Origin of the sequence: Pseudomonas sp. 11/12A, assembly GCF_000800055.1 — a bacterium.
Lineage (GTDB): Bacteria > Pseudomonadota > Gammaproteobacteria > Pseudomonadales > Pseudomonadaceae > Aquipseudomonas > Aquipseudomonas mohnii.
In genome coordinates this window covers 1,091,337-1,115,680 of sequence record NZ_JUGV01000001.1, presented here as the reverse complement: position 1 = coordinate 1,115,680, position 24,344 = coordinate 1,091,337, and the positions used below count along the sequence as shown (strand labels likewise).

At 60.9% G+C, this 24,344-nt stretch carries 23 protein-coding genes and 1 pseudogene; 18 read left to right on the top strand and 6 right to left on the bottom strand.

The window, feature by feature from the left end; genetic code table 11:
- Positions 1 to 676 precede the first annotated feature (676 nt).
- The 3 genes from GQ39_RS05240 (at position 677) to GQ39_RS32955 (ending at position 2,087) form a co-directional block, all read left to right on the top strand.
- Positions 677 to 1,282, top strand: a complete 606-nt coding sequence (locus GQ39_RS05240) for an SCO family protein (RefSeq protein WP_047527901.1) — start codon at positions 677 to 679, stop codon at positions 1,280 to 1,282.
- Positions 1,282 to 1,773, top strand: a complete 492-nt coding sequence (locus GQ39_RS05235) for a copper chaperone PCu(A)C (protein ID WP_047527899.1) — start codon at positions 1,282 to 1,284, stop codon at positions 1,771 to 1,773. The genes GQ39_RS05240 and GQ39_RS05235 overlap by 1 nt, the downstream gene beginning before the upstream one ends.
- A 155-nt stretch (positions 1,774 to 1,928) precedes the next feature.
- On the top strand, positions 1,929 to 2,087 hold the full coding sequence (locus GQ39_RS32955) for a hypothetical protein (protein WP_167361810.1): 159 nt from the start codon (positions 1,929 to 1,931) through the stop codon (positions 2,085 to 2,087).
- Between the two features lie 9 nt (positions 2,088 to 2,096).
- Here GQ39_RS32955 and GQ39_RS05230 read toward each other — a convergent pair whose 3' ends face one another.
- The 3 genes and pseudogenes from GQ39_RS05230 to GQ39_RS05220 form a co-directional block, all read right to left on the bottom strand.
- On the bottom strand, positions 2,097 to 3,218 hold the full coding sequence (locus GQ39_RS05230) for a carboxylate-amine ligase (RefSeq protein WP_047527898.1): 1,122 nt from the start codon (positions 3,216 to 3,218) through the stop codon (positions 2,097 to 2,099).
- 2 nt (positions 3,219 to 3,220) lie between these two features.
- Entirely contained in the window at positions 3,221 to 4,171 is a 951-nt protein-coding gene (locus GQ39_RS05225) for a methyltransferase (RefSeq protein ID WP_047527896.1), read from the bottom strand.
- 29 nt (positions 4,172 to 4,200) lie between these two features.
- Positions 4,201 to 5,577, bottom strand: a pseudogene (locus tag GQ39_RS05220) (iron-containing redox enzyme family protein).
- A gap of 378 nt (positions 5,578 to 5,955) precedes the next feature.
- Here GQ39_RS05220 and GQ39_RS05215 point away from each other — a divergent pair.
- Positions 5,956 to 6,429, top strand: a complete 474-nt coding sequence (locus GQ39_RS05215; protein ID WP_047527893.1) for a hemerythrin domain-containing protein — start codon at positions 5,956 to 5,958, stop codon at positions 6,427 to 6,429.
- A gap of 51 nt (positions 6,430 to 6,480) precedes the next feature.
- On the opposite strand, the gene GQ39_RS05210 is transcribed toward GQ39_RS05215, so the two are convergent.
- Positions 6,481 to 7,215: a DUF72 domain-containing protein gene (locus GQ39_RS05210; protein WP_047527890.1), complete on the bottom strand. Its 735-nt coding sequence runs from the start codon at positions 7,213 to 7,215 to the stop codon at positions 6,481 to 6,483.
- 232 nt (positions 7,216 to 7,447) lie between these two features.
- Here GQ39_RS05210 and GQ39_RS05205 point away from each other — a divergent pair, with 232 nt between their 5' ends.
- The 8 genes from GQ39_RS05205 to GQ39_RS05170 all read left to right on the top strand — a co-directional run bounded on the left by GQ39_RS05205 (position 7,448) and on the right by GQ39_RS05170 (position 14,388).
- Positions 7,448 to 8,038: an amino acid synthesis family protein gene (locus GQ39_RS05205; RefSeq protein ID WP_047527885.1), complete on the top strand. Its 591-nt coding sequence runs from the start codon at positions 7,448 to 7,450 to the stop codon at positions 8,036 to 8,038.
- Positions 8,039 to 8,080: 42 nt separating this feature from the next.
- Positions 8,081 to 8,914, top strand: a complete 834-nt coding sequence (locus GQ39_RS05200) for an alpha/beta fold hydrolase (RefSeq protein WP_047527883.1) — start codon at positions 8,081 to 8,083, stop codon at positions 8,912 to 8,914.
- Entirely contained in the window at positions 8,911 to 10,392 is a 1,482-nt protein-coding gene (locus GQ39_RS05195; protein WP_047527882.1) for an aldehyde dehydrogenase, read from the top strand. The genes GQ39_RS05200 and GQ39_RS05195 overlap by 4 nt, the downstream gene beginning before the upstream one ends.
- Positions 10,393 to 10,404: 12 nt before the next feature.
- Positions 10,405 to 10,890 carry a flavin reductase family protein gene (locus tag GQ39_RS05190; RefSeq protein WP_047527880.1) on the top strand — a complete coding sequence of 162 codons (486 nt, stop codon included), beginning with the start codon at positions 10,405 to 10,407 and terminating at the stop codon, positions 10,888 to 10,890.
- Between the two features lie 168 nt (positions 10,891 to 11,058).
- Positions 11,059 to 12,510 carry an NAD-dependent succinate-semialdehyde dehydrogenase gene (locus GQ39_RS05185; protein ID WP_047527878.1) on the top strand — a complete coding sequence of 484 codons (1,452 nt, stop codon included), beginning with the start codon at positions 11,059 to 11,061 and terminating at the stop codon, positions 12,508 to 12,510.
- 81 nt (positions 12,511 to 12,591) lie between these two features.
- Entirely contained in the window at positions 12,592 to 12,981 is a 390-nt protein-coding gene (locus GQ39_RS05180; protein ID WP_047527877.1) for a carboxymuconolactone decarboxylase family protein, read from the top strand.
- Between the two features lie 88 nt (positions 12,982 to 13,069).
- The gene (locus tag GQ39_RS05175; protein WP_046817510.1) at positions 13,070 to 13,822 is read left to right on the top strand and encodes a GntR family transcriptional regulator; all 753 of its coding nucleotides are present in this window, start codon (positions 13,070 to 13,072) and stop codon (positions 13,820 to 13,822) included.
- A gap of 2 nt (positions 13,823 to 13,824) precedes the next feature.
- Positions 13,825 to 14,388 carry an NUDIX hydrolase gene (locus GQ39_RS05170; RefSeq protein ID WP_047527872.1) on the top strand — a complete coding sequence of 188 codons (564 nt, stop codon included), beginning with the start codon at positions 13,825 to 13,827 and terminating at the stop codon, positions 14,386 to 14,388.
- 1,080 nt (positions 14,389 to 15,468) lie between these two features.
- Here GQ39_RS05170 and GQ39_RS05165 read toward each other — a convergent pair.
- On the bottom strand, positions 15,469 to 15,765 hold the full coding sequence (locus GQ39_RS05165; protein WP_047527870.1) for a DUF1330 domain-containing protein: 297 nt from the start codon (positions 15,763 to 15,765) through the stop codon (positions 15,469 to 15,471).
- 71 nt (positions 15,766 to 15,836) lie between these two features.
- Here GQ39_RS05165 and ribBA point away from each other — a divergent pair, with 71 nt between their 5' ends.
- From ribBA to GQ39_RS05140, 5 genes are all read left to right on the top strand, one after another.
- Entirely contained in the window at positions 15,837 to 16,946 is a 1,110-nt protein-coding gene (ribBA, locus tag GQ39_RS05160) for a bifunctional 3,4-dihydroxy-2-butanone-4-phosphate synthase/GTP cyclohydrolase II (RefSeq protein WP_047527868.1), read from the top strand.
- A gap of 373 nt (positions 16,947 to 17,319) precedes the next feature.
- A complete protein-coding gene (locus GQ39_RS05155) occupies positions 17,320 to 18,345 on the top strand; it encodes an ABC transporter substrate-binding protein (protein WP_047527866.1) in 1,026 nt (341 codons plus the stop codon).
- Positions 18,342 to 19,274, top strand: a complete 933-nt coding sequence (locus GQ39_RS05150) for an ABC transporter permease (RefSeq protein WP_047527865.1) — start codon at positions 18,342 to 18,344, stop codon at positions 19,272 to 19,274. Before GQ39_RS05155 ends, GQ39_RS05150 begins: the two co-directional genes overlap by 4 nt.
- Before the next feature lie 6 nt (positions 19,275 to 19,280).
- A complete protein-coding gene (locus GQ39_RS05145) occupies positions 19,281 to 20,090 on the top strand; it encodes an ABC transporter permease (protein WP_047527863.1) in 810 nt (269 codons plus the stop codon).
- Between the two features lie 17 nt (positions 20,091 to 20,107).
- Complete coding sequence (locus GQ39_RS05140) at positions 20,108 to 21,262, top strand: ABC transporter ATP-binding protein (RefSeq protein ID WP_047527862.1); 1,155 nt, start codon at positions 20,108 to 20,110, stop codon at positions 21,260 to 21,262.
- A gap of 627 nt (positions 21,263 to 21,889) precedes the next feature.
- On the opposite strand, the gene GQ39_RS05135 is transcribed toward GQ39_RS05140, so the two are convergent.
- Entirely contained in the window at positions 21,890 to 23,296 is a 1,407-nt protein-coding gene (locus tag GQ39_RS05135) for a purine-cytosine permease family protein (protein WP_047527861.1), read from the bottom strand.
- Between the two features lie 323 nt (positions 23,297 to 23,619).
- Here GQ39_RS05135 and GQ39_RS05130 point away from each other — a divergent pair, with 323 nt between their 5' ends.
- Positions 23,620 to 24,105, top strand: a complete 486-nt coding sequence (locus GQ39_RS05130) for a flavin reductase family protein (RefSeq protein ID WP_047527859.1) — start codon at positions 23,620 to 23,622, stop codon at positions 24,103 to 24,105.
- The last annotated feature ends 239 nt before the right edge of the window (positions 24,106 to 24,344 follow it).

Sequence of the window (24,344 nt, the reverse complement as noted above, 5' to 3'; positions counted from 1 at the left end):
TTTAATAGAACTGCCTCGTCTCTCAATGCGCAGAAAGCAGGGCATCCCCTGAAGTCGGGCCGTCAAAAGCGAACAGTCGTAAGTCAATGGCAGATAAGAAAAAAAGGCTCTAAGTCGCAATCTTTTGAATGCGCAGAGTGATACACCGTTTTATAACGGTTTATTTTTATTACATGGCAGGCCCTAAGGCGAAAAACTTATAACACTTTCGCACCGAAACATTGATCCGGTTTCCCGTGAAAGTAATTATCAATTCCTGCAACAATTCGGGCTTATACAAACAGATACCTTATCTCGCTTAGAGCGGGCTCGTTATATAGCCGAACACACCCCGGCATTTGAGCTTGACTCAAATGTCCAACACTGAAGGCACCGCAAAAAAGAAGTAGACGAACACGCCGAATCCATCGGCTAGTGCCCGCCCGTTAAAACCATTGAGTCGTTGTCGTCATCGGGCTCTCCGACCATCAATCGCGCACGCGGGTGCATCTGCACTGTGTCCGCAAAGGCGCGATTAGCCGGGTTGTGAACGGCTGGCCGCGACCATTTGGCGCATGACCGGCGGGCGACCGATTGAGCGCCACAGGGCAACAGTTTGTTAACATCCACGCGCTTTTTTTCGCCTGATACGTCAGGCACTGTGGTTTTTCAGTGGTGACACAGGAAGCTTTTTTCCATGAGTACGTTGTATACCCGTCGCACAGTCCTTCAAGGCATGGGCCTGCTGAGCCTTGGCCTGCTCGCCGGCTGTGATGACAGCAGCAAGCTGTCGTTCAAGTACGGCAAGGATCTGAGCGACAAGATCATGGGGCGTAACTTCAAGCTCAAGGACGCCCAGGGCGAGACCCGGATGCTCGGCAGCTACCGTGGCCTGATGCCGATGATCTTCTTCGGTTTCACCCAATGCCCCGCGGTGTGCCCGACGACACTGGCCCGCGCCGCCCAGGCCAAGAAACTGATGGGCCGCGACGGCGAACGCCTGCAAGTGATCTTCATCACCCTGGACCCCGAGCGCGATACCCCGCAAATGCTCGACAAATACGTCAAGGCCTTCGACCCGAGCTTCCAGGCGCTCTATGGCACCCTGGAAGAAACCGCCGCCACCGCCAAGGAGTTCGGCGTGTTTTATGAAAAGGTCCCGAGCGGCGACACCTACACCCTCTCCCACACCGCGACCAGCTACGTCTTCGACTCCAGAGGCAACTTGCGCCTCGGGCTGTCCGCGTCCCTTACCGCAAAAGAGTGCGCAGAAGACCTGCTCACCGTCATGGAGGTCTGCTGATGACTTCGTTGTACGCAAAGCGTTTTAAACAACTGGCCCTGGGCCTGTCCCTGATCGGCATGGCCTGGCAAGCATCGGCGCAAACCCTGGTCAACGACGCCTGGGTCCGCGCGACGGTGGCTGGCCAGCCTTCGACAGGGGCCTTCATGACCCTGCAGGCGGACACCGACAGCAAACTGCTGAGCGTACAGTCGCCCGTCGCCAAGACCGTGCAAATCCACCAGATGAGCATGAAAGACGACGTGATGAAAATGGGTCAGGTCGAGTCCGTCGAGCTGCCGGCCGGCAAACCGGTGAGCCTTGACCCGGGCGGCTACCACGTCATGTTGATGGACCTGAATGCCCAGGTTCAGGAAGGCAGCAAAGTGCCGCTGACCCTGGTCGTGGAAAACGCCAAGGGCGAGAAAGAAACGATCAACGTCGAAGCTGAAGCCAGGGCGCTGGGCACCATGGATCACAGCAAGATGATGGACCACAGCAAGATGCAATGATCTGCTGACCGCCTCATCCCCCGAGGCGGCTCATTGACTGGCAGGGGTTGCACTCAGCCAACCCCGATTCCCGCGCAAGCGTCCGACGTTCGGAAAAAAACCGAACTCCTGCCATCGCGCCTCCTCCAATGTGCAGACACTGGAGGAAAAGCATCATGAACGACGATGACCTGATCAACCCCGCCGAGTCAGAGGACGCCAAGCGTCGGGACGAAGCCAATCCGCCGACGCAACCGCTGACCGAAGAGCAAAAGCTTGAGGAGCAGCGGCGCAAGGTGGCCGAAATAGAGCGCAAGGTGGCCGATGGCAATTGAGCGACGGCGTCAGCCGCGGCTTTCTTGCAACAGATGATCGACCACTCGCTCAAGGCATCGCTGTGCGTCCGCGCCCTGGGCCATGGCCCGGGCATGGCAGTCCAATTGACGACGGGCACTGTTGCCCGACAGCAGCAGTGCCTGGACGGCATCGTAAACACCCGGCTCGCCAATCAGCGCTGCGGTGGGCGCCAATACCGATCGCAGCTGTTCGAGCCATTGTTCGGCGCTGATCACCTCGCCTCCTGCATCGATTACAAAACGCCCTTCGATCCCATGACGCTTGGCCTGCCACTGGTTTTCCTTGAGCAACCAGCGGGCTGTCGCATCGTATCCAGCGCCGGGGTTGGCGCTTGAAATGGCGAACGCGACCATCACTCGAAACAACGTGGCCAACAGTACCGTGTCGGCCAGACGCGGGCAGGCATCGGTCATGCGCAATTCCAGGGTGGGAAAACGACTGGCCGGGCGAATCCCCCACCATCCGTTGCCGCCGTCTTCAATCGCGCCGGTACGCCGCAGCAACGCCAGATAACGCTGGTATTCGCTGTCGTTCTGAAAATATTCAGGGATGCCCATGCGCGGCCAGCCGTCGCAAACGACCTGGCGATAACTCATGAAACCACTGTCCATGCCCTCCCAGTAGGGCGAGGAGCAACTGAGCAACAGCAACAACGGCAACCAGGGCGCCACCTCGTTCAGGACCGCCATCCGATCGATCCCGGCAGGAATTTCCACATGCACATGCAGGCCACTGAGCACGCTGCGCTGTGCCACGGATCGATATTCCTGAAACAGCTGATCGAAGTGCGGCAGCCTTGTCGCATGCTGCTCACGCCAGCGCGCCAACGGGTGACTGCCTGCGCAGAGCAGCCCCAGACCGCGTTCGGCCAGCACGCGATTCAAGCGCTCACGCACGCCGCCGAGAAAATCGGCGGCCTCGCTGGCCTGGGTAAACACAGGCGAGGCCACTTCGATTTGTCCCTGGAACATCTCGTAGGCAAATCCCTCGCCAATGGCTTCGCGACAAGCGCTCAGCAGCTCGGCGCCGGGTTCAGCGAGCATCTGGCGGGTCGTGAGGTCGGTGAGGAAATACTCTTCCTCGATGCCAAACCGGGGCGCCAGGCTCATGGTCACGCCTCGCGTCTGCGGGTAACGGTCAGCGCCACGGCCGCAATGCGTTCGGCCCGTTCATAACCAGGCTTGAGCAATTCTTCGCCGAACACGTCAGGGTCCAGTTCCCGATAGGTCCAGGCAAAGGTGTCGCCGGACAGCATGGGCAGCACGGCCTCCAGAAATGGATCGCTCCCGGCCACCATCGCCACCCCCGTGTACAGCACCAGGCTGCCGCCCACGTGCAGGCGCGGCAACGCTTCGCGAACGATGCGCAGTGACAGGGCTTCGCCCAAGGCGCCACCGCCATCGCGATAGGCGCGGTGCTGGCTGTCGTTCATATAGGGCGGGTTGGCGATGATCAGATCGAATGCACCTTCGACGCTGCCCAGCACATCGCTGTGATAGACCGTGACGTTGCTGGCCCCGGCCAACTCGGCGTTGACGGCCGACAGTCGCAGCGCTCGCGGGTTGATGTCCACGGCCAGCACTTGGGCGTCCCGTCGGGCGCGGGCGACGATCAACGCGCCGACGCCGGCACCACAACCGATGTCCACCACGCGCCGCACAGGCTCGAAACACTGCTGCAAATGCGCTTCGATCAACCGGGCAAAGCGGTAGCTGTCGGGACCGAAAAACACCGAGTCGGCCTGGGTCGTCGGGTACGCCGAATGGGCGAACAGCAATCCTTCGAGGGTTGACCAGCGCACGGTGCTGCGCCACAGCGAGCCATCCCTTTCGACGATGCCTGCCTGCTCCAGCGCCGCCAGTCCCTCCGTCGCAAACAACCGGTGATCGAACGGCATCGACCAACCGAAAACATCGCGCAGGTCCCTGGCCAGCGGTGTCGCCAGGCGCTGAAGAACCCTTTGGTGGGTCAACGGCGTCGGGGTGACGAAACGATAATGCCCGGCGAGCAGGCGCTTGCCCAACTCCAGTAAGCCTTGATCGGCGTTTTGTTGTACTGACATGTGGCGCTCCTTGAGTCAGTGCAAAGGGGTCAGCGCAGACGGGTACGCAATTCAATGAAGCGTCGGGTGGCGTAGAGCCCGGCCGGACGGCAATGACGCTGTGCCGACAGTCACGGAATCAACGACTCAAGCTGTTGCCGTGGCGATTGCTCGCTCAGAGAGTCCTGCAATGCCTTGAGTTCCGGATCATCCGCCCACCCGGCGTCGGCGTGGTTCTCGTCGTGCTTGCGACGCGGTGATGGCTGACTTTTCGGGTCTTGCCAGTCACCGGCCATCCAGTCGCGCAGCAGCTGCTTCTCGTAACCACTGAACACGCCGAACATGGCGGCGGTGCTGCCTTCGATCAAATTCCAGAAGCGACTTTCCTGTGGTGGACAATGGCGCTTGATCCAACCCTTGCGCTCCAGTGCGCCGAGAAAGTCCTCCACCTGCCCGGGCGCCGACAGCCACTCGTTCACGGTCTTGCCCTCGATCCGGCAGTAGTCGGAATGCATGTGCTGACCGAAGCTGCGTTTGCGCTCGAGCATGGCGAGCACTTCGCGATGCAAATCGAAGCCCTGTATCACCGCCGTCGAGCCTGTTCCCAGATCGTTGAGGCGATAACCCAGTGCCACGCGGCGATAGAACTCGTCCCGCCCCTCGTCAACAGGCATCAAGTCCAGCAGCGCCTGGATGGCCTTGCGTGCATGTCCGCTGCTGACGTTGTCGATGGTCACATGCAGGGTGAAATAATACGGATCAATGCCCAGCTCACGCAGTTCATAGGCGCTGATCAACAGGTGCAACGGCAGTTGCTCGTAACCGAGGTTGTAGCCGATCACCTCCGGCATGAACGCCGCGCCGCAGCGTCCCAGCGCCAGTTGAATCGCGCCTTGCAGAAAGTACTGGTCATCCAGCCCTTGCTGATCCTGCGCGTCATGGTCGGCCAGTAACTGGCGGTAAATCACCACATGGTTCTGCCGGGGGTCGCCACTGCCGAGTTCCTCGAGGTAGGTGGTCAGCAGACCGTCGAACCGTTGGTCCTGCCAGCAATCCACCACCCCCTCCAGCCAGGCGCCATCGACCTCTTTGGTCGGCGCGACCCGTTGCAGGAAATACAGCGCGTGAGCCTTGTTCTGAAAATAACGCCGTGCGCCGCCCTGCTGGCGCTCCTCGATGTACCGGGCATAGTCGCGTGCCACCTCGGCACAATGCAGTTCGGCCCATGCCGACAATTGCTCCGGCGTTTCGGGCAAGTCACATGGCAGCTCAGCGGCGCGGGCCAGTTGTTGGCGCAGGAAGGTTTCCCCCCTTGATCCGGCATCGGGAGCATTGCTGTACAACACGCCGTAGAGGTCGCGGCACTGTTCATGACTTGAATCAGTCAGTGTCGAGGACGTGCCGGACAAAAGTGTGAACACGGTCATGAGGTCATTCTCCTGGGCCATGCATTTCGACTGCCCCTGACATCAGGTGGCGATTAAACGAAACGCTGCTCGTTGAACAGGAGATTTGGCCGGCCACGAAAAATTCCATCGGCTTTCCCAGGCCATGGACCGGTGGCAATACAGAATGCTGCGCCAACACCTTCGCGCCTGCGCCCCTATCCGCGATTTGCAATACCGGCACGACGGCGCTCGGGCAAGCTGCATGAGGCTTTGCGCCAGCGACATCTCCAAGCCATTGATATAGCTTGAATTTTTAACAAGACAAGATTGGCACAGCTCATGCTCCTGTCATGGGGCAACCACAGAGATTGCCGGCAACGACCGGTCCTGACTTCCCGTGACAGCAGAGGCTGAACCATGAACGCCATTGACATTCTGAAAGCCGACCATGAACGAGTAAAAACTATCCTGACCCAACTGAACGACTCCACCGAGCGGGCGGTAAAAAAACGCGCCGAGCTGATTGCCAAACTGGAAATGGAGATCACCCTTCACACCAAGCTTGAAGAAGAAATTCTCTACCCGGCCTACAAAAAAGCCGGCGGTAAAGAACAGGAAAAAATGTACTACGAGGCGAAGGAAGAGCACCGCACGGTCGACTCCCTGGTGCTGCCTGACCTGAAGGCCACAGACCCGGCCAGCGTGGAGTTTTCCGGACGCGCCAAGGTGGTCAAGGAGTTGCTTGAGCATCACATCGAAGAAGAAGAAACGGAGATGTTTCCTCAGGCCAAAAAACTGTTGGGCAAAGAGCAACTGGATGAACTGGGGGCACAAATGGAGTCGATGAAGGCTTCTTATAAGAAGTCGCTCGGCGACGGCATGGCGGCCTGATCACTGACCGGCAATACATTGAAGCCTGACGCGGGTCCTTCGACTCCGCGCTCAGGCTTCGCCGCGCAAGGACGCTGCCAGTGTCAAGGCATTGCCCAGCGCAGCGCCGCTGGCGGTGTTGTCAAAGATGCACCAGGTCGCTTGCCCAGCGCCGGTGGCGGCCTGGAGCTCGACCGCCAGGTGTTCAAGGCAGCTTCGTTCATAGGCGCTGTAGTAAATGCGTGGCGAACCATGAAGCCGCCAGTATTGAAGTCCCTGCCATCCTCTCGGAGCGCCATCACCGCTGATACGCGACGGATCCACCACCGCTTGGGTAATGCGATGGCGCACCAGCAGTGGCTCGGCATCGGCCCAGGATTCATGACGCGGCTCCAATACCACATCCCCGAAAAACCGCTGCCTCAAAGCGACAAAAAATGCCTCGGCAAACGGTTCTGCAAACGCCAGTGACGGTGGTAGTTGCAGTAACAGGCAACCCAGACGATCGCCCAACCCGGAGCATTGCCCCAGAAATTCATCGAGTTCCTGCTCGCAGTGTTGCAAACGCCGGACGTGGGAAATCCGCTTGGGCATCTTCACGCAAAAGCGAAAGTCGGCTGGCACCGAATCGGCCCAGCGAACGTAAGTCTGTTGACGATGGGGGCGATAAAACGAGCTGTTGATTTCAACGCTGCCCAAAATCGCTGCATAGCATTGCAAGTGCGTGCCCTCGGTGGGGAACGCCGACAAATGCTCGCGGCCCAGATTCCAGCCAGCGCAGCCCACGTAAAACCGCTGAGCGTTCAATAGCGCACCTTGCCTGTATGCCTTGTCGAGCCCGATTGGCTGGATCCCTACGGTAAAGGCATGGCCGGCGCACCGCAGTTCCCTTTTTCAACTGTTCAAGACCGGCATCCGATCAATGGCTGGCGGGTTTGCGCACCTTCCGACCAGAAACTCCATTCAGGGTCTTGCGCTAACGGTATTATGGTATACCATCAGACGCACAGACACTTTTCACTCTGAAATGGAGCCGCTCATGAGTTTTGAAATCCGCAAGATCGTCAGCTACATCGAAGAAACCTTTATCGAAGGCGGCAAGGCCAGTGATAAGCCTGTGACCATGGTCGGGCTGGCCGTGGTGATGAAAAACCCTTGGGTGGGCAACGGCTTTGTCGAAGACCTGAAACCGCAAATCCGCGCCAACTGCTCCGACCTTGGCGCCATGATGGTTGAACGCCTGGTGGGCCTCATCGGCGGTGCCGAGAAGATCGAAGCCTACGGCAAGGCTGCCGTGGTCGGCGCCGATGGCGAAATCGAACACGCCTCGGCCGTGATCCACACCCTGCGCTTCGGCAACCATTACCGCGAAGCCGTGAAAGCCAAGAGCTACCTGAGCTTCACCAACAAGCGCGGCGGCCCGGGCACCTCGATCCAGATCCCGATGATGCACAAGGACGATGAAGGCCTGCGTTCGCACTACATCACCCTGGAAATGCAGATCGAAGACGCGCCGCGTGCCGACGAAATAGTCGTCGTCCTGGGTTGCGCCGATGGCGGCCGCCTGCACCCACGCATCGGCAACCGTTACATCGACCTGGAAGAACTGGCGGCTGAAAAAGCCCAGTAAGACGGTCGGTCACTACAACAAGAAGGTTTGCAGGAGCGCTCCATGATTCGGCTCACCGCTGAAACCACCCCGGCTGGAACCAGTTACCTGGCGACCGGCCAAGGCCAGCCCGTGGTCTTGATCCACGGCGTGGGCCTGAATAAAGAAATGTGGGGCGGCCAGATCGTTGGCCTGGCCTCCCAGTACCGGGTCATCGCCTACGACATGCTCGGTCATGGGGCCAGCCCGCGCCCGGAAAGCGGCACGCCCCTGCTCGGCTACGCCGACCAGTTGCTGGAGCTGCTCGATCACCTGCAATTGCCCAAGGCGGCGGTGATCGGTTTTTCCATGGGCGGGCTGGTGGCACGGGCCTTCGCCCTGCATTACCCGCAACGCTTGCAAAGCCTGGTGGTGCTCAACAGCGTGTTCAACCGTAGCGCCGAACAGCGCGCCGGTGTGATCGCCCGCACCAGCCAGGCCGCCGAGCATGGACCGGACGCCAACGCCGAAGCGGCGTTGTCGCGCTGGTTCAGCCGCGAATACCAGGCGGCCAATCCGGCGCAGATCGCCGCGATCCGCCAGACGCTGGCAGGCAATGACCCCCAGGGCTACCTGACCACCTATGAGCTGTTTGCAACCCAGGACATGTACCGCGCCGAGGACCTGCCCGGCATCCAGGTGCCGACCCTGATCGCCACCGGAGAACTGGACCCGGGGTCGACGCCGGAAATGGCCCGGCAACTGGCCGAGCGCATTCCCGGCGCGGCAGTTGCCGTCCTCGCCGAGCAGCGGCATATGATGCCCGTAGAATCGCCGCGCCTGGTCAACCAGCTGTTGCTGGAGTTTCTCGATAAAGCGCACTCCCGACCAAACCAAATCAAGGGGATCGTTGCATGACACTCGCACGCTTCCAGATGTGCATCGGCGGTGAATGGGTCGATGCCCTGTCCGGCAAGACCTTCGAAAGCCTGAACCCGGCCCTGGCCGAACCCTGGGCCGAACTGCCCGATGCCGACGAAGCCGACGTCGAGCGCGCCGTGCAGGCCGCGCAGAGCGCTTTCGACAGCCCGGCCTGGCGTGGCCTGACCGCCACCGCCCGCGGCAAACTGCTGCGGCGCCTGGGCGACTTGATCGCCGAAAACAAGGAACAACTGGCGCAGCTGGAAAGCCGCGACAACGGCAAGCTGATCCGCGAAACCCGCGGTCAGGTCGGCTATCTGCCGGAGTTCTTCCATTACACCGCAGGCCTGGCCGACAAGCTTGAAGGCGGCACCCTGCCGCTGGACAAGCCGGACCTGTTTGCCTACACCGTGCATGAAGCCATGGGCGTGGTCGCCGCGATCATCCCGTGGAACAGCCCGCTGTACCTGACCGCGATCAAACTCGCCCCGGCACTGGCGGCGGGCAACACCATCGTGATCAAACCGTCCGAACATGCCTCGGCGACCATTCTGGAGCTGGCGCGCCTGGCCCTCGAAGCCGGGATTCCGCCGGGCGTGGTCAACGTCGTCACCGGTTATGGCCCAAGCACCGGCGCCGCCCTCACCCGCCATCCGCTGATCCGCAAAATCGCCTTCACTGGCGGTGCGGCGACGGCGCGGCATGTGGTGCGCAGCAGCGCCGAAAACTTCGCCAAGCTGTCCCTGGAACTGGGCGGCAAATCACCGAACATCATTTTCGCCGACGCCGACCTCGACAGCGCGATCAACGGCGCCATCGCCGGGATCTACGCCGCCTCCGGGCAGAGCTGCGTATCGGGTTCGCGCCTGTTGGTGCAGGACGACATCTACGACGAGTTCGTGGGTCGCCTGGTGGAGCGCGCCCAGCGCATCCGCATCGGCAACCCGCAGGAAGACAGCAGCGAAATGGGCCCGATGGCCACGGCGCAGCAACTGGCGGTGGTTGAAGGCCTGGTCGCCGATGCCATTGCCGAAGGTGCAAAGCTGCGCCTGGGCGGCAAGCGTCCGCAGAATCTCGGCGAGGGCTGGTTCTATGAGCCGACCTTGTTCGAATGCGACCGCAACTCGATGAAGATCATGCAGGAAGAAGTCTTTGGCCCGGTGGCTTCGGTCATCCGTTTCAAGGACGAAGCCGAAGCCCTGGCGATCGCCAACGACTCGCAGTTCGGCCTCGCCGCCGGCATCTGGACTCGCGACCTGGGCCGTGCCCATCGCCTGGCCCGTGACGTGCGTTCGGGGATCATCTGGGTCAACACCTACCGCGCGGTCTCGGCCATGGCGCCGATCGGCGGGTTCAAGAACAGTGGCTATGGACGCGAAAGCGGCATCGATTCGGTGCTGGCCTACACCGAGCTGAAAACGGTGTGGATCAACCTGTCCCAGGCGCCAATGCCTGATCCGTTCGTGATGCGCTAGGAGTCCAGAGAAATGATCGAACCCGGCATTTACAAAGACGTCATGAGTTCGTTTCCGTCCGGCGTCACGGTGGTCACCACCCTGGACCCCGACGGCGGCATCGTCGGCATCACCGCCAGCGCATTCAGTGCGCTGTCGATCGATCCGGCGCTGGTGCTGTTCTGCCCCAACTACGCCTCGGACACCTACCCGGTGCTGCGCGACAGCAAGCAATTCGCGATTCACTTGCTGTCCGCCGACCAGACCGCCGAAGCCTATGCCTTTGCCGGCAAAGGCAAGGACAAGGCCAAAGGCATCGACTGGCACCTGAGCGAACTCGGCAACCCGTTGCTGGCCAAGGCCACGGCAATCATCGAGTGCGAACTGTGGCGTGAATACGACGGCGGCGATCACGCCATCATCGTCGGCGCAGTGAAGAACCTCATTTTGCCCGCGCAACCGGTGACGCCGATGGTCTACCACAAAGGCAAACTGGGGCCGCTGCCCGCGCTGGGCTGATGGTTCACACCCCCCTGTAGGAGCGAGCCCGCTCCGGGCGGCGCTCCGACGATGGTCGTGAACGATAACGCGTGCTGCCTGACAGCCCTTGGCGTTCTCGGGTTTTTCGCGAGCAGGCTCGCTCCTACAAGGGGCCGCGCAGATCTTTTAATTTTGTCAGGAGCCGGCATGAGCCCAGCAGCCTCATCACTGTTCCGCCAGCAGGCGTACATCAACGGCCAATGGCTGGATGCACCCGACGGCGCGCAACAGGACATCTTCAACCCGGCCACCGGTGAACTCATCGGTCGGGTGCCGAACCTCGGTGCCGAGCATGCGCGCCTGGCCATCGAAGCCGCCAACAACGCCTGGCCGGCCTGGCGTGCACTGACCGCCAAGGAACGCAGCAACACACTCAAGCGCTGGCACGCCCTGATGCTGGAAAACGCCGACGCCCTCGCTGAAATCCTCACCCTCGAACAGGGCAAGCCATTGGCCGAAGCCAAGGGTGAAATTCTCTACGCCGCCAGCTTCATCGAGTGGTTCGCTGAAGAAGCCAAACGCATCTACGGCGACACCATTCCCAGCCACAAGGGCGATGCACGCATCGTCGTCAGCAAAGAACCGATTGGCGTGGTCGCGGCCATTACACCGTGGAACTTCCCGGCGGCGATGATCACCCGCAAGGCCGGCCCGGCACTGGCCGCTGGCTGCCCGTGCATCGTCAAGCCAGCGCCGGAAACGCCGTTCTCGGCCCTGGCCATGGCCGCGTTGGCCGAACAGGCCGGTATTCCTGCGGGCATCTTCAACGTGATCACCGGCGACGCCATTGCCATCGGTGGCGAACTGACCGCCAGCCCCCGGGTGCGCAAACTGTCGTTCACTGGCTCCACGGCGATTGGCAAATTGCTGATGGCGCAGTGCGCGCCGACGTTGAAAAAGGTTTCGCTGGAACTGGGCGGGAACGCGCCGTTCATCGTCTTCGACGATGCCGACCTGGAGCGTGCCGTGGAAGGCGCGCTGATTGCCAAGTTCCGCAATGCCGGGCAGACCTGCGTCTGCGTCAACCGCTTCCTGGTGCAGGACGGCATTCATGACGCCTTTGTCGCCCGGCTGGCCGAGCGGGTTTCGCAGCTCAAGGTTGGCAGCGGTTTCGAGGCGGGCATCACTCAGGGTCCATTGATCAACGAACGCGCCGTGGCCAAGGTCGAAGACCACGTACAGGACGCACTGGCCCAGGGCGCGCGCCTGCTGTGCGGCGGCGAACGCCATGCGCTGGGCAACGGCTTCTTCCAGCCGACCGTGCTGGCCGGCGTCACCACGCAGATGAAAGTCGCCCGGGAAGAAACCTTCGGCCCGCTGGCGGCGGTGTTCCGCTTCGACAGCGAAGCCGAGGCCGTGCACATGGCCAACGACACCGAATTCGGCCTGGCCGCCTACTGCTACACCCGCGATCTGGGTCGTGCCTGGCGCATGAGCGAAGCGTTGGAATACGGCATGGTCGGGATCAACGAAGGGCTGATTTCCACCGAAGTCGCGCCGTTTGGCGGAATCAAGTCCTCAGGCCTGGGCCGTGAAGGCTCCAAGTACGGCATCGAGGACTACCTTGAACTTAAATACACCCTGATGGGTGGGCTCTAAGTCAGTTTGGCCAAACGGCAGGAGCCGCGCTGCGGCCAACAGCACAGCCTCGAGATCTGAGCGCCACAGGAGACACATGCAATGAGCAACGAGAAGTACGAGAAAGGCTTGCAGATCCGTACCCAGGTGCTGGGCGAAGCCTATGTCAATCGCTCCATCGAGAACGCCGACGACTTCACCCGCCCTCTGCAGGAAATGGTCACCGAATACTGCTGGGGTCACGTCTGGGGGCGCGAGGGCTTGTCCCTCAAGGAGCGCAGCATGATCAACCTGGCGATGATCTCGGCGCTCAACCGGCCTCACGAACTCAAGCTGCATGTGCGCGGCGCCTTGCGTAACGGCTTGAGTCGTGAGCAAATACGCGAAATTCTGCTTCAGGTCGGCATATATTGTGGTGTTCCCGCCGCCGTCGACAGTTTCCGGCTCGCCCGAGAAGCCTTCGCCGAAGCCGATGCCGAGGCCTCCAGTTAACCCCTTGGCTGTTTGATCTGACGAGCACGGAGATTGCTGCAATCGAAGTGCTTTTTTTGCATGGACAGCCACAATCAGAGCGGACCCCATGAAACGCCTGCCACTCGACGACAGCTTCAAGGTCAATCGCAACCCCGTTACCCTGCGCGAAATCGTGCTGGATAAATTGCGAAGCGCCATCATGAACTTCCAGCTTCTGCCGGGAGACCGTCTGGTCGAACGCGATCTGTGCGATCGCCTGGGCGTCAGCCGTACCTCCGTGCGCGAAGCCCTGCGTCACCTGGAATCCGAAGGCCTGGTGGAATTCGCCGACGCCAAGGGCCCACGGGTGGCGATCATCACCCTGGCCGACGCGGTCGATATCTACGAACTGCGTTGCGTGCTCGAAGGCCTGATCGTCCAGCTGTTCACCCTGCGTGCCAAGGCCAAGGACATCAAGGCCCTGGAAAAAGCCCTGGAAGAAAACCGCCAGGCCTTGAAGGAAGGTGAACTGCAACAGGTCATCGACTCCGTGCAAGGCTTCTACGACGTGTTGCTCGAAGGCTCCGGCAACCATGTCGCGGCCACCCAGTTGCGCCAGTTGCAGGCGCGCATCAGCTACTTGCGTGCCACCTCGGTGTCCCAGCAGAACCGTCGTGGCGCCAGTAACCAGGAAATGGAACGCATGGTCGAGGCGATCAAGAGCGGCGATCCGCTGGCCGCTCACCAGGCCTGCGTCGACCACGTCCGCGCCGCCGCCACCGTGGCCCTCGACTACCTCAAGCGCAAGCAGGAAGAGACCGGGGCAATCCCCGAGATCACCCAACCCATCGCCCTCAAAGAACCCCGCATAGGTCGTTGATCATGTTCAGCCCGAGCTTTTGTCCGAAGTGTGGCAGCCCTGACCTGGGTCAACAGCTGCCGCCGGGCGATACGCACGAGCGCCTGATGTGCCGCGGCTGCGGCTACATCCACTACGTCAATCCGAAAATCATCGCCGGCTGCATCATCGAGCAGGACGGCAAGTACCTGCTATGCCAGCGCGCCATTCCGCCGCGTCCGGGCACCTGGACGCTGCCGGCGGGCTTCATGGAAACCGGCGAAACCACCGAGCAGGCGGCCTTGCGCGAAGTCTGGGAAGAAAGCGGCGTACGCGCGGAAATCCTCTCGCCGTACTCGATCTTCAGCGTGCCGAAGATCAGCGAGGTGTACATCATCTTCCGCGCCATCGCCCTGGAAATCACCGGCCAGTACGGGCCGGAAACCCTCGACTATAAATTCTTCGCGCCCGAGGACATTCCCTGGGACAGCATCTATTACCCGGCGATCCGGCAGATTCTCGAGCGCTATATCGAAGAGCGGCAGGCCGGGGTCTATGGCATCTACATCGGCAACGACGATACCGGCAAGATTCACTTCATTCGCTGACCCTGCACACACCCTGTGGGAGCGAGCCTGCTCCGGGCGGCGTTCCGACGATGGTCGTCAACGATAACGCGGGGATTCTGACACCCCGCAGTGTTCTCAAATCCATCGCGAGCAGGCTCGCTCCCACAGAAAAGCACAGCGGCGTTCCGACGATGGTCGTCAACGAAAACGCGGGGGAGTCTGACACCCCGCAGTGTTCTCAAGTCCATCGCGAGCAGGCTCGCTCCCACAGAAAAGCACAGCGGCGTTCCGACGATGGTCGTCAACGATAACGCGGGGGAGTCTGACACCCCGCGGTGTTCTCAAGTCCATCGCGAGCAGGCTCGCTCCCACAGAAAAGCACTGCGGCGTTCCGACGATGGTCGTCAACGAAAACGCGGGGGAGTCTGACACCCCGCGGTGTTCTCAAGTCCATCGCGAGCAGGCTCGCTCCCACAGAAAAGCACAGCGGCGTTCCGACGATGGTCGTCAACGATAACGCGGGGGAGTCTGACACCCCGCGGTGTTCTCAAGTCCATCGCGAGCAGGCTCGCTCCCACAGAAAAGCACAGCGGCGTTCCGACGATGGTCGTCAACGAAAACGCGGGGGAGTCTGACACTCCGCAGTGTTCTCAAGTCCATCGCGAGCAGGCTCGCTCCTACGGAAAAGCAAGGCGCGCCACCCTGCTCTTCACCACTCATCAGGCCGAGCGTTAGCTCGCCTGCAGCTTTTGATCTTGATCCACCCGCCCCTTCGGGAGGCTGAGTGGAGGTGTGCATCCGGGGAGTGGCGCGTAGCGCCGTTCGACGCAGTCGAACACGCTGCATGTAGGTCGTCGCGAAGCAGACCGGAGGGCAGTGTCCCCGGATGGATACCGTAGCGAAGGAACGCCGAGCCCAAGCGAGGGGCCGGACGCTCGGGGCGAGCCTTTTTTTGCTTATCTTTTTTTTGGCGTTTGAAAAAAAAGTAAGTCGCCGTAAGGGCGAAACCGCCAGCCGCCACTACCGCAGCAACGGATATGTACCCAGTCAACCACACACAGGTCGGCTGTCAGGCCGCCGCCGCTGGCAAGCTCCTACAGTCGATCCGGGGACCACCCCTCAAACCGGCACCACCCCCTCGACAATAATCACCTCAGCCCGAGCCACACCCTCGCGGTGCCCCCTGGCCTCCTGATAAAGATCCGACCGATAACAGGCCACCGCCTGGTCATAGGAATCGAACTCGATCACCACGCTGCGTTGCGGTGTCGGCCGCCCTTCCATCGCCTCGCTGCGCCCACCACGCGCCAATATCCGTCCGCCGTATTCGGCAAACGCCTTCGGCGCCCGCTGGGTGTATTGGCTGTATTGAACGGGATCGGTGATATCCACGTGAGCAATCCAGTACGCCTTCATAGTGACCTCTCCGGTTGTTTTGTATTATGGTATACCACAATATATTTCCAACAAACACCGAGAATCCTCACATGGCCTTCAACAGCATCGAAGAAATCATCGAAGACTACCGCCAAGGCAAGATGGTGCTCCTGGTTGACGACGAAGACCGGGAAAACGAAGGCGACCTGTTGCTCGCCGCCGATCGTTGCAGCGCCGAAGCCATCAGCTTCATGGCCCGGGAAGCACGCGGGCTGATCTGTCTGACCCTGACCGACGAGCACTGCCAGCGCCTTGGCCTGGAACAGATGGTGCCGAGCAATGGCAGCGTGTTCAGCACGGCGTTCACCGTGTCGATTGAAGCCGCCGTCGGCGTGACCACCGGCATCTCCGCCGCTGATCGGGCGCGTACCGTCGCCGCCGCCGTCGCCCAAGGCGCGAGTGCCGCCGATATCGTGCAGCCGGGGCACATCTTCCCGTTGCGCGCCCGGGAAGGCGGCGTCCTGACCCGCGCCGGGCATACCGAGGCCGGTTGCGACCTGGCACGCCTGGCCGGTTTCACACCGGCCTCGGTGATCGTTGAAGTCATGAACGACGACGGCACCATGGCCCGTCGCCCGGATCTGGAAGTGTTCGCGCGCAAACACGGGATCAAGATCGGCACCATCGCCGATTTGATCCACTATCGTTTAAGTACCGAGCACACGGTCGTACGCATCGGCGAGCGCGAGCTGCCAACGGTGCATGGCACCTTCCGTCTGATCACCTTTGAGGATCGCATCGAAGGCGGTGTGCACATGGCAATGGTCATGGGTGACGTGCGTCGCGAACAACCGACGCTGGTGCGCGTGCATGTGATCGACCCGTTGCGCGACCTGGTCGGCGCCGAGTACAGCGGGCCGTCCAACTGGACGTTGTGGGCGGCGTTACAGCGAGTGGCTGAAGAAGGATGTGGCGTGGTCGTGGTGTTGGCCAATCACGAATCCTCGCAAGCGTTGCTGGAGCGCGTACCACAATTGACCCAACCGCCACGGCAGTTCAGCCGTTCGCAGTCACGGATCTATTCGGAAGTCGGCACCGGGGCGCAGATCTTGCAGAACCTTGGCGTGGGCAAGCTGCGGCATCTCGGGCCGCCGTTGAAATACGCCGGTTTGACCGGGTACGACCTGGAGGTGGTGGAGAGTATTGCGTTTACCCAGTGACCCGAGCGGAATTTGCCCCGGTGGGAGCAAGCTTGCTCGCGATAGCGGTAGGCCAATCGATACTGAAATCGACGGCCCTGCCCTCATCGCGAGCAAGCTCACTCCCCCATGGGATTGTGGCGATCAGAGGCACCGAAGTTTTCCAAAAAAGCCGATTCGGCAGATAGCCGGTAAGGCAAAATGCTTGCACAAAGTTTGGAATACCATAATATGATATTCCATAGACCGAACGATTTAGCCAAGTGCGCCCGCCAGGGAAAGCACCAATAACAGCCCTTGGCACGGTCGCCTTTAGAGGCCAGATGGACCTACTGCTCCCGATAGGCGGGCAATACAAAGCCCGCTCAAAAACACAACAAATGAGGGCGTGAAAATGGTGTTGAACAAACGTGCAACCGCAGTACTGTTCGCGGGTTTGCTGGCCACGGCCAGTCACGTGGCAATGGCGGCTGAAAGCGTCAACTTCGTCAGCTGGGGCGGCAGCACCCAGGATGCGCAGAAGCAGGCCTGGGCCGACCCGTTCAGCAAGGCCAGCGGCATCACGGTGGTCCAGGATGGCCCGACCGACTACGGCAAGCTCAAAGCCATGGTCGAAAGCGGCAACGTGCAATGGGACGTGGTCGATGTCGAAGCTGACTTCGCCTTGCGCGCCGCCTCTGAAGGCCTGCTCGAACCCCTCGATTTCAAAGTCATCGATCGCACCAAGATCGACCCGCGGTTCGTCTCCGATCACGGTGTCGGCTCGTTCTTCTTCTCCTTCGTCCTCGGCTACAACGAAGGCAAGCTCGGCGCCGCCAAACCCCAGGACTGGTCCGCGCTGTTCGAAACCAAGACCTACCCCGGCAAACGCGCCCTCTACAAATGGCCAAGCCCAGGCGTGCTGGAACTGGCGCTGCTGGCCGACGGCGTGCCGGCCGACAAGCTCTACCCGCTGGACCTGGATCGCGCCTTCAAGAAACTCGACACCATCAAGAAAGACATCGTCTGGTGGGGCGGTGGCGCGCAGTCGCAACAGTTGCTGGCCTCCGGTGAAGCGAGCATGGGTCAGTTCTGGAACGGCCGGATTCACGCCCTGCAGGAAGACGGCGCCCCGGTGGGCGTAAGCTGGAAGCAGAACCTGGTCATGGCCGACATCCTGGTCATCCCAAAAGGTTCGAAAAACAAGGACGCGGCGATGAAGTTCCTGGCCAACGCCAGCAGTGCCAAGGGCCAGGCCGACTTCTCCAACCTGACCGCCTACGCCCCGGTCAACGTCGACAGCGTGGCGCGCCTGGATTCGGTGCTCGCCCCTAACCTGCCGACGGCCTACGTTAAGGATCAGATCACTCTTGATTTCGCGTACTGGGCCAAGAACGGTCCGGCCATCGCGACACGGTGGAACGAATGGCTGGTCAAATGAAAATGACGGTAACCGCGTCCCGTCCATCCACGCCCGTCGGGAGCGCCTCCGGCGCTGCCGGCAAGGCCGCTGCGATGACGCAATCCCCGACCCTGGCACAGCGCTGGCGTGGTGCAAGCAACCTGATCCCCGCGCTGTTGTTCCTTGGCCTGTTCTTTCTCGCGCCGTTGATTGGCCTGCTGTTGCGCGGCGTGCTTGAACCGGTGCCGGGCCTGGGCAATTACGAACAGTTGTTCGCCAACTCGGCGTACGCCCGGGTGTTGCTCAACACCTTCTCGGTGGCCGGCCTGGTCACGTTGTTCAGCCTGTTGCTGGGCTTCCCGCTGGCCTGGGCGATCACCCTGGTACCGCGCGGCTGGGGCCGCTGGATTCTCAACATCGTGCTGCTGTCGATGTGGACCAGCCTCCTCGCCCGCACCTACTCCTGGCTGGTGCTGCTGCAAGCCTCCGGGGTGATCAACAAGGCGCTGATGGCCATGGGCATCATCGATCAGCCGCTGGAAATGGTGCACAACCTGACCGGCGTGGTGATCGGCATGAGCTACATCATGATCCCGTTCATCGTGCTGCCGCTGCAGGCGACCATGCAGGCGATCGACCCGATGATCTTGCAGGCCGGTTCGATCTGCGGTGCCAGCCCGTGGACCAACTTCTTCCGGGTGTTCCTGCCGCTGTGCCGGCCGGGCCTGTTCTCCGGGGGCCTGATGGTGTTCGTGATGTCGCTGGGTTACTACGTCACCCCGGCCCTGTTGGGCGGTGCGCAGAACATGATGCTGCCCGAGTTCATCATTCAGCAGGTGCAGTCGTTCCTCAACTGGGGCCTGGCGAGCGCCGGCGCCGCGTTGCTGATCGTGATTACGCTGGTGCTGTTCTACTTCTACCTGAAGCTTCAGCCGGAATCCCCGGTTGGCGCCAGTAACGCGAGGTAAGCCGTCATGCTCCTGACCCCCAATGCCATGAGCCGCCGGATGCGCTTCGGCCTGTACGCCACCACCGGGCTGATCGGTCTGTTCCTGTTGCTGCCGATCGTGTTCATCGTGCTGCTGTCGTTCGGATCGTCGCAATGGCTGGTGTTCCCGCCACCGGGCTGGACGCTGAAATGGTACGTCCAGTTCTTCTCCAACGCCGACTGGATGAACGCGGCCATGGCCAGCCTCAAGGTCGCGGTGCTGACCACGTTCTTCGCCGTGGCCCTGGGTTTGCCGACGGCGTTCGCCCTGGTGCGCGGCCGCTTTCCTGGCCGGGAAATGCTCTACGGCCTGTTCACCCTGCCGATGATCGTGCCGCTGGTGATCATCGCCGTGGCGGTGTACGCACTGTTCCTGAAACTGGGCTACACCGGGACGATGTTCGCGTTCGTGGTCAGCCATGTGATCGTCGCGTTGCCGTTCACCATCATCTCGATCATCAACTCGCTGAAGCTGTTCGACCAGTCGATCGAGGATGCCGCGGTGATCTGCGGTGCCTCGCGCCTGCAAGCGGTGTTCAAGGTCACCTTCCCGGCGATTCGTCCCGGCATGGTGGCCGGCGCCCTCTTCGCCTTCCTCGTCTCGTGGGATGAAGTGGTGTTGAGCGTGATGATGGCCAGCCCGACCCTGCAAACCCTCCCCGTGAAAATGTGGACCACCCTGCGCCAGGACCTGACGCCCGTGATCGCCGTCGCCTCGACGCTGCTGATCGGCCTCTCGGTATTGGTCATGGTGATCGCCGCCGCACTGCGCCGGCGCAACGAAATCAGCGCCTGAGCGCGCAGGAGAACGACATGAGTGCAGTGATCAAAGATAGCGCCCAGCAAAACGACCAGCCGCTGGTCAGCCTGCGCAACCTGAACAAGTACTACGGTGACTTCGCCGCCGTGGACAACATCTCGCTGGACATCAAGGACGGTGAGTTCCTGACCTTCCTCGGCTCCAGCGGCTCCGGCAAAAGCACCACCCTGTCGATGCTCGCCGGCTTCGAAACGCCAAGCAGCGGCGAGATCCTGGTCAACGGCCAGTCACTGGTCAATGTACCGCCGCACAAGCGCGATATTGGCATGGTGTTCCAGCGCTACTCGCTGTTCCCGCATCTGTCGGTGCGCGACAACATCGCCTTCCCGCTGACGATTCGCAAACTGGCCACGGCCGAACGTGAACGCCGGGTCGATGCCATGCTCAAGCTGGTGCAGCTGGAGCAATTTGCCCATCGCCGCCCTTCGCAACTCTCCGGCGGCCAGCAGCAACGGGTCGCCATCGCCCGGGCACTGGTCTACGAGCCACGCATCCTGCTGATGGACGAACCCCTCGGCGCACTGGACAAAAAACTGCGTGAAGATTTGCAGGATGAACTGCGCCAGCTGCATCGACGCCTGGGCATCACCATCGTCTACGTGACCCACGACCAGGAAGAAGCCATGCGTTTGTCCCAGCGCATCGCGATCTTCAGCCACGGCAAGATCGTTGGCCTGGGCAGCGGCTATGACCTGTACCAGAACCCGCCGAATGCCTTCGTCGCCTCGTTCCTCGGCAACTCGAACTTCCTCAAGCTCAAGGCCCAGGGCAATGCGGCGGCTTCGTTTGAAGGGCAGTCGCTGTCGATCCGCCTGACCGCCGGGCTGCAAACCCATCAGGATGTGCTGCTGATGGTGCGTCCGGAAAAAGCATTGGCCTTGAGCGTTGAGCAAGCAGCCCGGGAGCCACTGGCCGCCGGCTGGAATGAAGTCTCGGCCAAGGTCGTGGAAGTGTTGTTCCTGGGCGAAAGCCAGACCTGCAGTGTGGTGACCTCGGGTGGCACCTCGATGACCGTCAAGGCCTTGTCTGCGGCCGGAATGCCAATGAAGGCGGGCGATCCGGTGCGCGTGCGCTGGGCGACGGCGGATGCTTGTGTCTATACCGAATGGGCTGAAAGCGACCTGAACAAGGCGGCTGGGGCCCATTGATGTTTTGAGGTCCATGCCAGTGGACCGGTAATAGAGTGTCACCCTCGGGTCACCACAACGTCGGGTTGTGGTGACCTTTTTTTTTCAGTGAGTGTACCTGTCCCTTCCTTCGGTAACGGCCACTTGGGGTTCCGCTCTTACAGCGGGTCACTTTGAAAAGCGCATCGCCACCCGGGGCCAAGTAATCAAACCCTGGCGTTCGCTGGGCCCGCCGCGATGGGGCAAGATCATCAATAGCCAGAGCAACGCGAGGCGGCCTGACAGCCGACCTGATTTTCGCGGATACCGCCAATCCCCTGTGGGAGCCAGCCTGCTGGCGATGGACGTCAACGATAACGCGCCCTGTCTGAAGGATCGCGTTATCCGGGCGTTCATCGCCAGCAGGCTGGCTCCCACAAGGGGATCGCAGACAGACCTGTAATCAGATCGGCTGTCAGGCCGCCTCGCTTTGGCTTTTGAAAAAGAGACTCGCCATCAGGGCAAAACCATAAGTGGCCGTTACCGCAGGAATGGGTAGGTACTCCGAAAGCAAACAACAGGTCGGCACCAGGCTGCCTGTATTCACGAATCACCAGAACAAAAATGCCCGGCCAAAAGCCGGGCATTCCAGACAAACATCACCCAATATCAATCAGTAAAACCAAGCCCCACAACGCGGCTCAACCGCGCCTGCCCACGAGTTGCCAGGCAGTAATACAGCGGACACGTCACCACCAACCCCACCAGCCACGACAGATCCGCGCCCTCAACCAGATTGGCATAAGGCCCGACATACAGCGATGTATTGGCGAACGGCAACTGCACGATGATCCCGATGAAATACGCCACGATCGCATGCAGATTGAACCGACCATAGATCCCGCCATCCGCACGGAAGATCGAGGCAATGTCGTAGCACCCACGCTTGATCACATAGAAATCGATCAGGTTGATCGAGGCCCACGGCACCAGCACTAACAGCAACGCCAGAATCAGCCCGATGAACTGCGAGATGAAGTCCGCCGAAGCGCCGAGCGCGACCACGCAGCACCCCGCCAGCACTACGCTCGACAACACCACGCGCACCTTGATGCTCGGCGTCCACTGACTGGCGAAGGTCTGGATCGAGGTGATGATCGACAGCACCGCGCCATACAGATTCAAGGCGTTGTGACTGATGATGTTGAGCAGGAACAGCACCATCAGAATCGGCCCCAGCCAACCGGTGGATTGCTTGACCGCAGCCATCGCTTCAGTGCCTTCCGGGGTCGCTAGGACCGCCACCGCGCCGAAAGTGAACGAGAGGATCGTGCCCAGGGTCGCGCCCAGGTAGGTGGCAAAGAACGGACGAGTGATGCCGATATCCGCCGGCAGGTAGCGCGAGTAGTCCGACACGTAAGGCGAAAAGCTGATCTGCCAGATGATGCCCAGGGACACGGTGGCCAACCAGCCGGACAGGTTGAAACCGCCACGGGTGAAGAAGTCCGCCGGCAAGTCATGGGCGAAGATGTAGAGGAAACCGGCGAGCAGCGCGCTGCCCATCACCCAGGTACCAATACGATTGAGGGTATGGATGAAGCGGTAACCGATCACCCCGATGGCGGTCGCGCTGAGGGCACCGATCAGGATACTGGCAGGCACCGGGACCGAAGGCACGATGCCGACGATCGATTTGCCGGCCAACACGATGTTGGAAATGAAAAAACCGACGTAAATCAGGGCGGCAAAGAACACGATCAGCAGCGCGCCATAGCGACCGAACTGACCCCGGCTCTGCACCATTTGCGGAATGCCCATGCGCGGGCCCTGGGCCGATGCCAGGGCAATCACCAGCCCGCCGACCATGTGTCCCAGGGCAATCGCCAACAGCCCCCAGAACAAATTGAGATGGAACACTTGAACCACCATGGCACCGGTGACGATAGGCAGTGGCGCAATGTTGGTGCTGAACCATAGGGTGAACAGATCGCGGGCCTTCCCGTGGCGCTCTGCGAGTGGAACGTAGTCGACCGTGTGATTCTCGATCAACGGGTCTTGCCGGGACATCTGGGACATATGCATGAACTCGAGTTTGTCTGTTCTTATCTTTGTATGAAGCCAAACCGGGGGGACTCTCTGGTCGCCCCTCAGATGAACACCATATTATGGTATTCCAACTTTTTCACAAGACTGATCCGGTCTTTGCAATCCCATCTGATCTGCAATCCTGCCGCAAACCCCCACCCTCTGCCTAGCTGAAAGCCCTGTATTTATTGACCTCAAGACCGGAGGTGTACGTTTATCGGCCGGTAGAAAAAGCCCTTGCAAACGATGTATTACGGTATACCATCAGACCTACAAACTCATAAAAACCATGCACCACACCCGAGGACAGTCCAATGATCGATGCCGCCATCTACAAACAAGTCATGGGCTCGTTCCCGTCCGGCGTAACCGTGATCACCACGCTCGATGACGACGGGCAAATCGTCGGCCTGACAGCCAGTGCGTTCAGTTCGCTGTCCATGGATCCGGCCCTGGTGCTGTTCTGCCCCAACTACAGCTCCGACTCCTACCCGGTTCTGATCAAGAACAAACGCTTTGCCATTCATGTGCTTTCCGGCGGTCAGCAAAGCGAAGCCTATGCCTTCGCGCGCAAGGGCAAAGACAAGGCACAAGGCATCGAGTGGACATTGAGCGAGCTGGGCAATCCGATCCTGGCCAACGCCACGGCGGTCATCGAATGCGAACTGTGGCGCGAATATGAAGGGGGCGACCACGCGATCATGGTCGGCGCGGTGAAGAACCTGATCGTGCCCCGGCAGAATGCCGGACCACTGGTGTATTGCCACGGCAAGATGGGCGCCCTGCCCGTTCTCGCCTGATTCCACAATCCATGTAGGAGCGAGCCTGCTCGCGATGGGCGTCAACAACGCGGGTCGTCTGAATGCCCGTGTTGTCCGCGCGTTTTTCGCGAGCGGGCTCGCTCCTACAGATCTACGCAAATCCCTGTAGGAGCGAGCCTGCTCGCGATGGGCGTTAACGATAACGCGGGTCGTCTGAATGCCCGTGTTGCCCGCGCGTTTTTCGCGAGCGGGCTCGCTCCTACAGATCTACGCAAATC

Bases quoted from the DNA above. Each gene is read 5' to 3' on its own strand.
- ribBA (WP_047527868.1), top strand. From the start codon at position 15,837: ATGGCCTTCAACAGCATCGAAGAAATCATCGAAGACTACCGCCAAGGC.
- GQ39_RS05185 (WP_047527878.1), top strand. From the start codon at position 11,059: ATGAGCCCAGCAGCCTCATCACTGTTCCGCCAGCAGGCGTACATCAAC.
- GQ39_RS05230 (WP_047527898.1), bottom strand. From the start codon at position 3,218: ATGAGCCTGGCGCCCCGGTTTGGCATCGAGGAAGAGTATTTCCTCACC.
- GQ39_RS32955 (WP_167361810.1), top strand. From the start codon at position 1,929: ATGAACGACGATGACCTGATCAACCCCGCCGAGTCAGAGGACGCCAAG.
- GQ39_RS05145 (WP_047527863.1), top strand. From the start codon at position 19,281: ATGCTCCTGACCCCCAATGCCATGAGCCGCCGGATGCGCTTCGGCCTG.
- GQ39_RS05135 (WP_047527861.1), bottom strand. From the start codon at position 23,296: ATGTCCCAGATGTCCCGGCAAGACCCGTTGATCGAGAATCACACGGTC.
- GQ39_RS05205 (WP_047527885.1), top strand. From the start codon at position 7,448: ATGAGTTTTGAAATCCGCAAGATCGTCAGCTACATCGAAGAAACCTTT.
- GQ39_RS05225 (WP_047527896.1), bottom strand. From the start codon at position 4,171: ATGTCAGTACAACAAAACGCCGATCAAGGCTTACTGGAGTTGGGCAAG.
- GQ39_RS05170 (WP_047527872.1), top strand. From the start codon at position 13,825: ATGTTCAGCCCGAGCTTTTGTCCGAAGTGTGGCAGCCCTGACCTGGGT.
- GQ39_RS05215 (WP_047527893.1), top strand. From the start codon at position 5,956: ATGAACGCCATTGACATTCTGAAAGCCGACCATGAACGAGTAAAAACT.
- GQ39_RS05130 (WP_047527859.1), top strand. From the start codon at position 23,620: ATGATCGATGCCGCCATCTACAAACAAGTCATGGGCTCGTTCCCGTCC.
- GQ39_RS05165 (WP_047527870.1), bottom strand. From the start codon at position 15,765: ATGAAGGCGTACTGGATTGCTCACGTGGATATCACCGATCCCGTTCAA.
- GQ39_RS05190 (WP_047527880.1), top strand. From the start codon at position 10,405: ATGATCGAACCCGGCATTTACAAAGACGTCATGAGTTCGTTTCCGTCC.
- GQ39_RS05240 (WP_047527901.1), top strand. From the start codon at position 677: ATGAGTACGTTGTATACCCGTCGCACAGTCCTTCAAGGCATGGGCCTG.
- GQ39_RS05180 (WP_047527877.1), top strand. From the start codon at position 12,592: ATGAGCAACGAGAAGTACGAGAAAGGCTTGCAGATCCGTACCCAGGTG.
- GQ39_RS05150 (WP_047527865.1), top strand. From the start codon at position 18,342: ATGAAAATGACGGTAACCGCGTCCCGTCCATCCACGCCCGTCGGGAGC.
- GQ39_RS05200 (WP_047527883.1), top strand. From the start codon at position 8,081: ATGATTCGGCTCACCGCTGAAACCACCCCGGCTGGAACCAGTTACCTG.
- GQ39_RS05140 (WP_047527862.1), top strand. From the start codon at position 20,108: ATGAGTGCAGTGATCAAAGATAGCGCCCAGCAAAACGACCAGCCGCTG.
- GQ39_RS05195 (WP_047527882.1), top strand. From the start codon at position 8,911: ATGACACTCGCACGCTTCCAGATGTGCATCGGCGGTGAATGGGTCGAT.
- GQ39_RS05175 (WP_046817510.1), top strand. From the start codon at position 13,070: ATGAAACGCCTGCCACTCGACGACAGCTTCAAGGTCAATCGCAACCCC.
- GQ39_RS05235 (WP_047527899.1), top strand. From the start codon at position 1,282: ATGACTTCGTTGTACGCAAAGCGTTTTAAACAACTGGCCCTGGGCCTG.
- GQ39_RS05155 (WP_047527866.1), top strand. From the start codon at position 17,320: ATGGTGTTGAACAAACGTGCAACCGCAGTACTGTTCGCGGGTTTGCTG.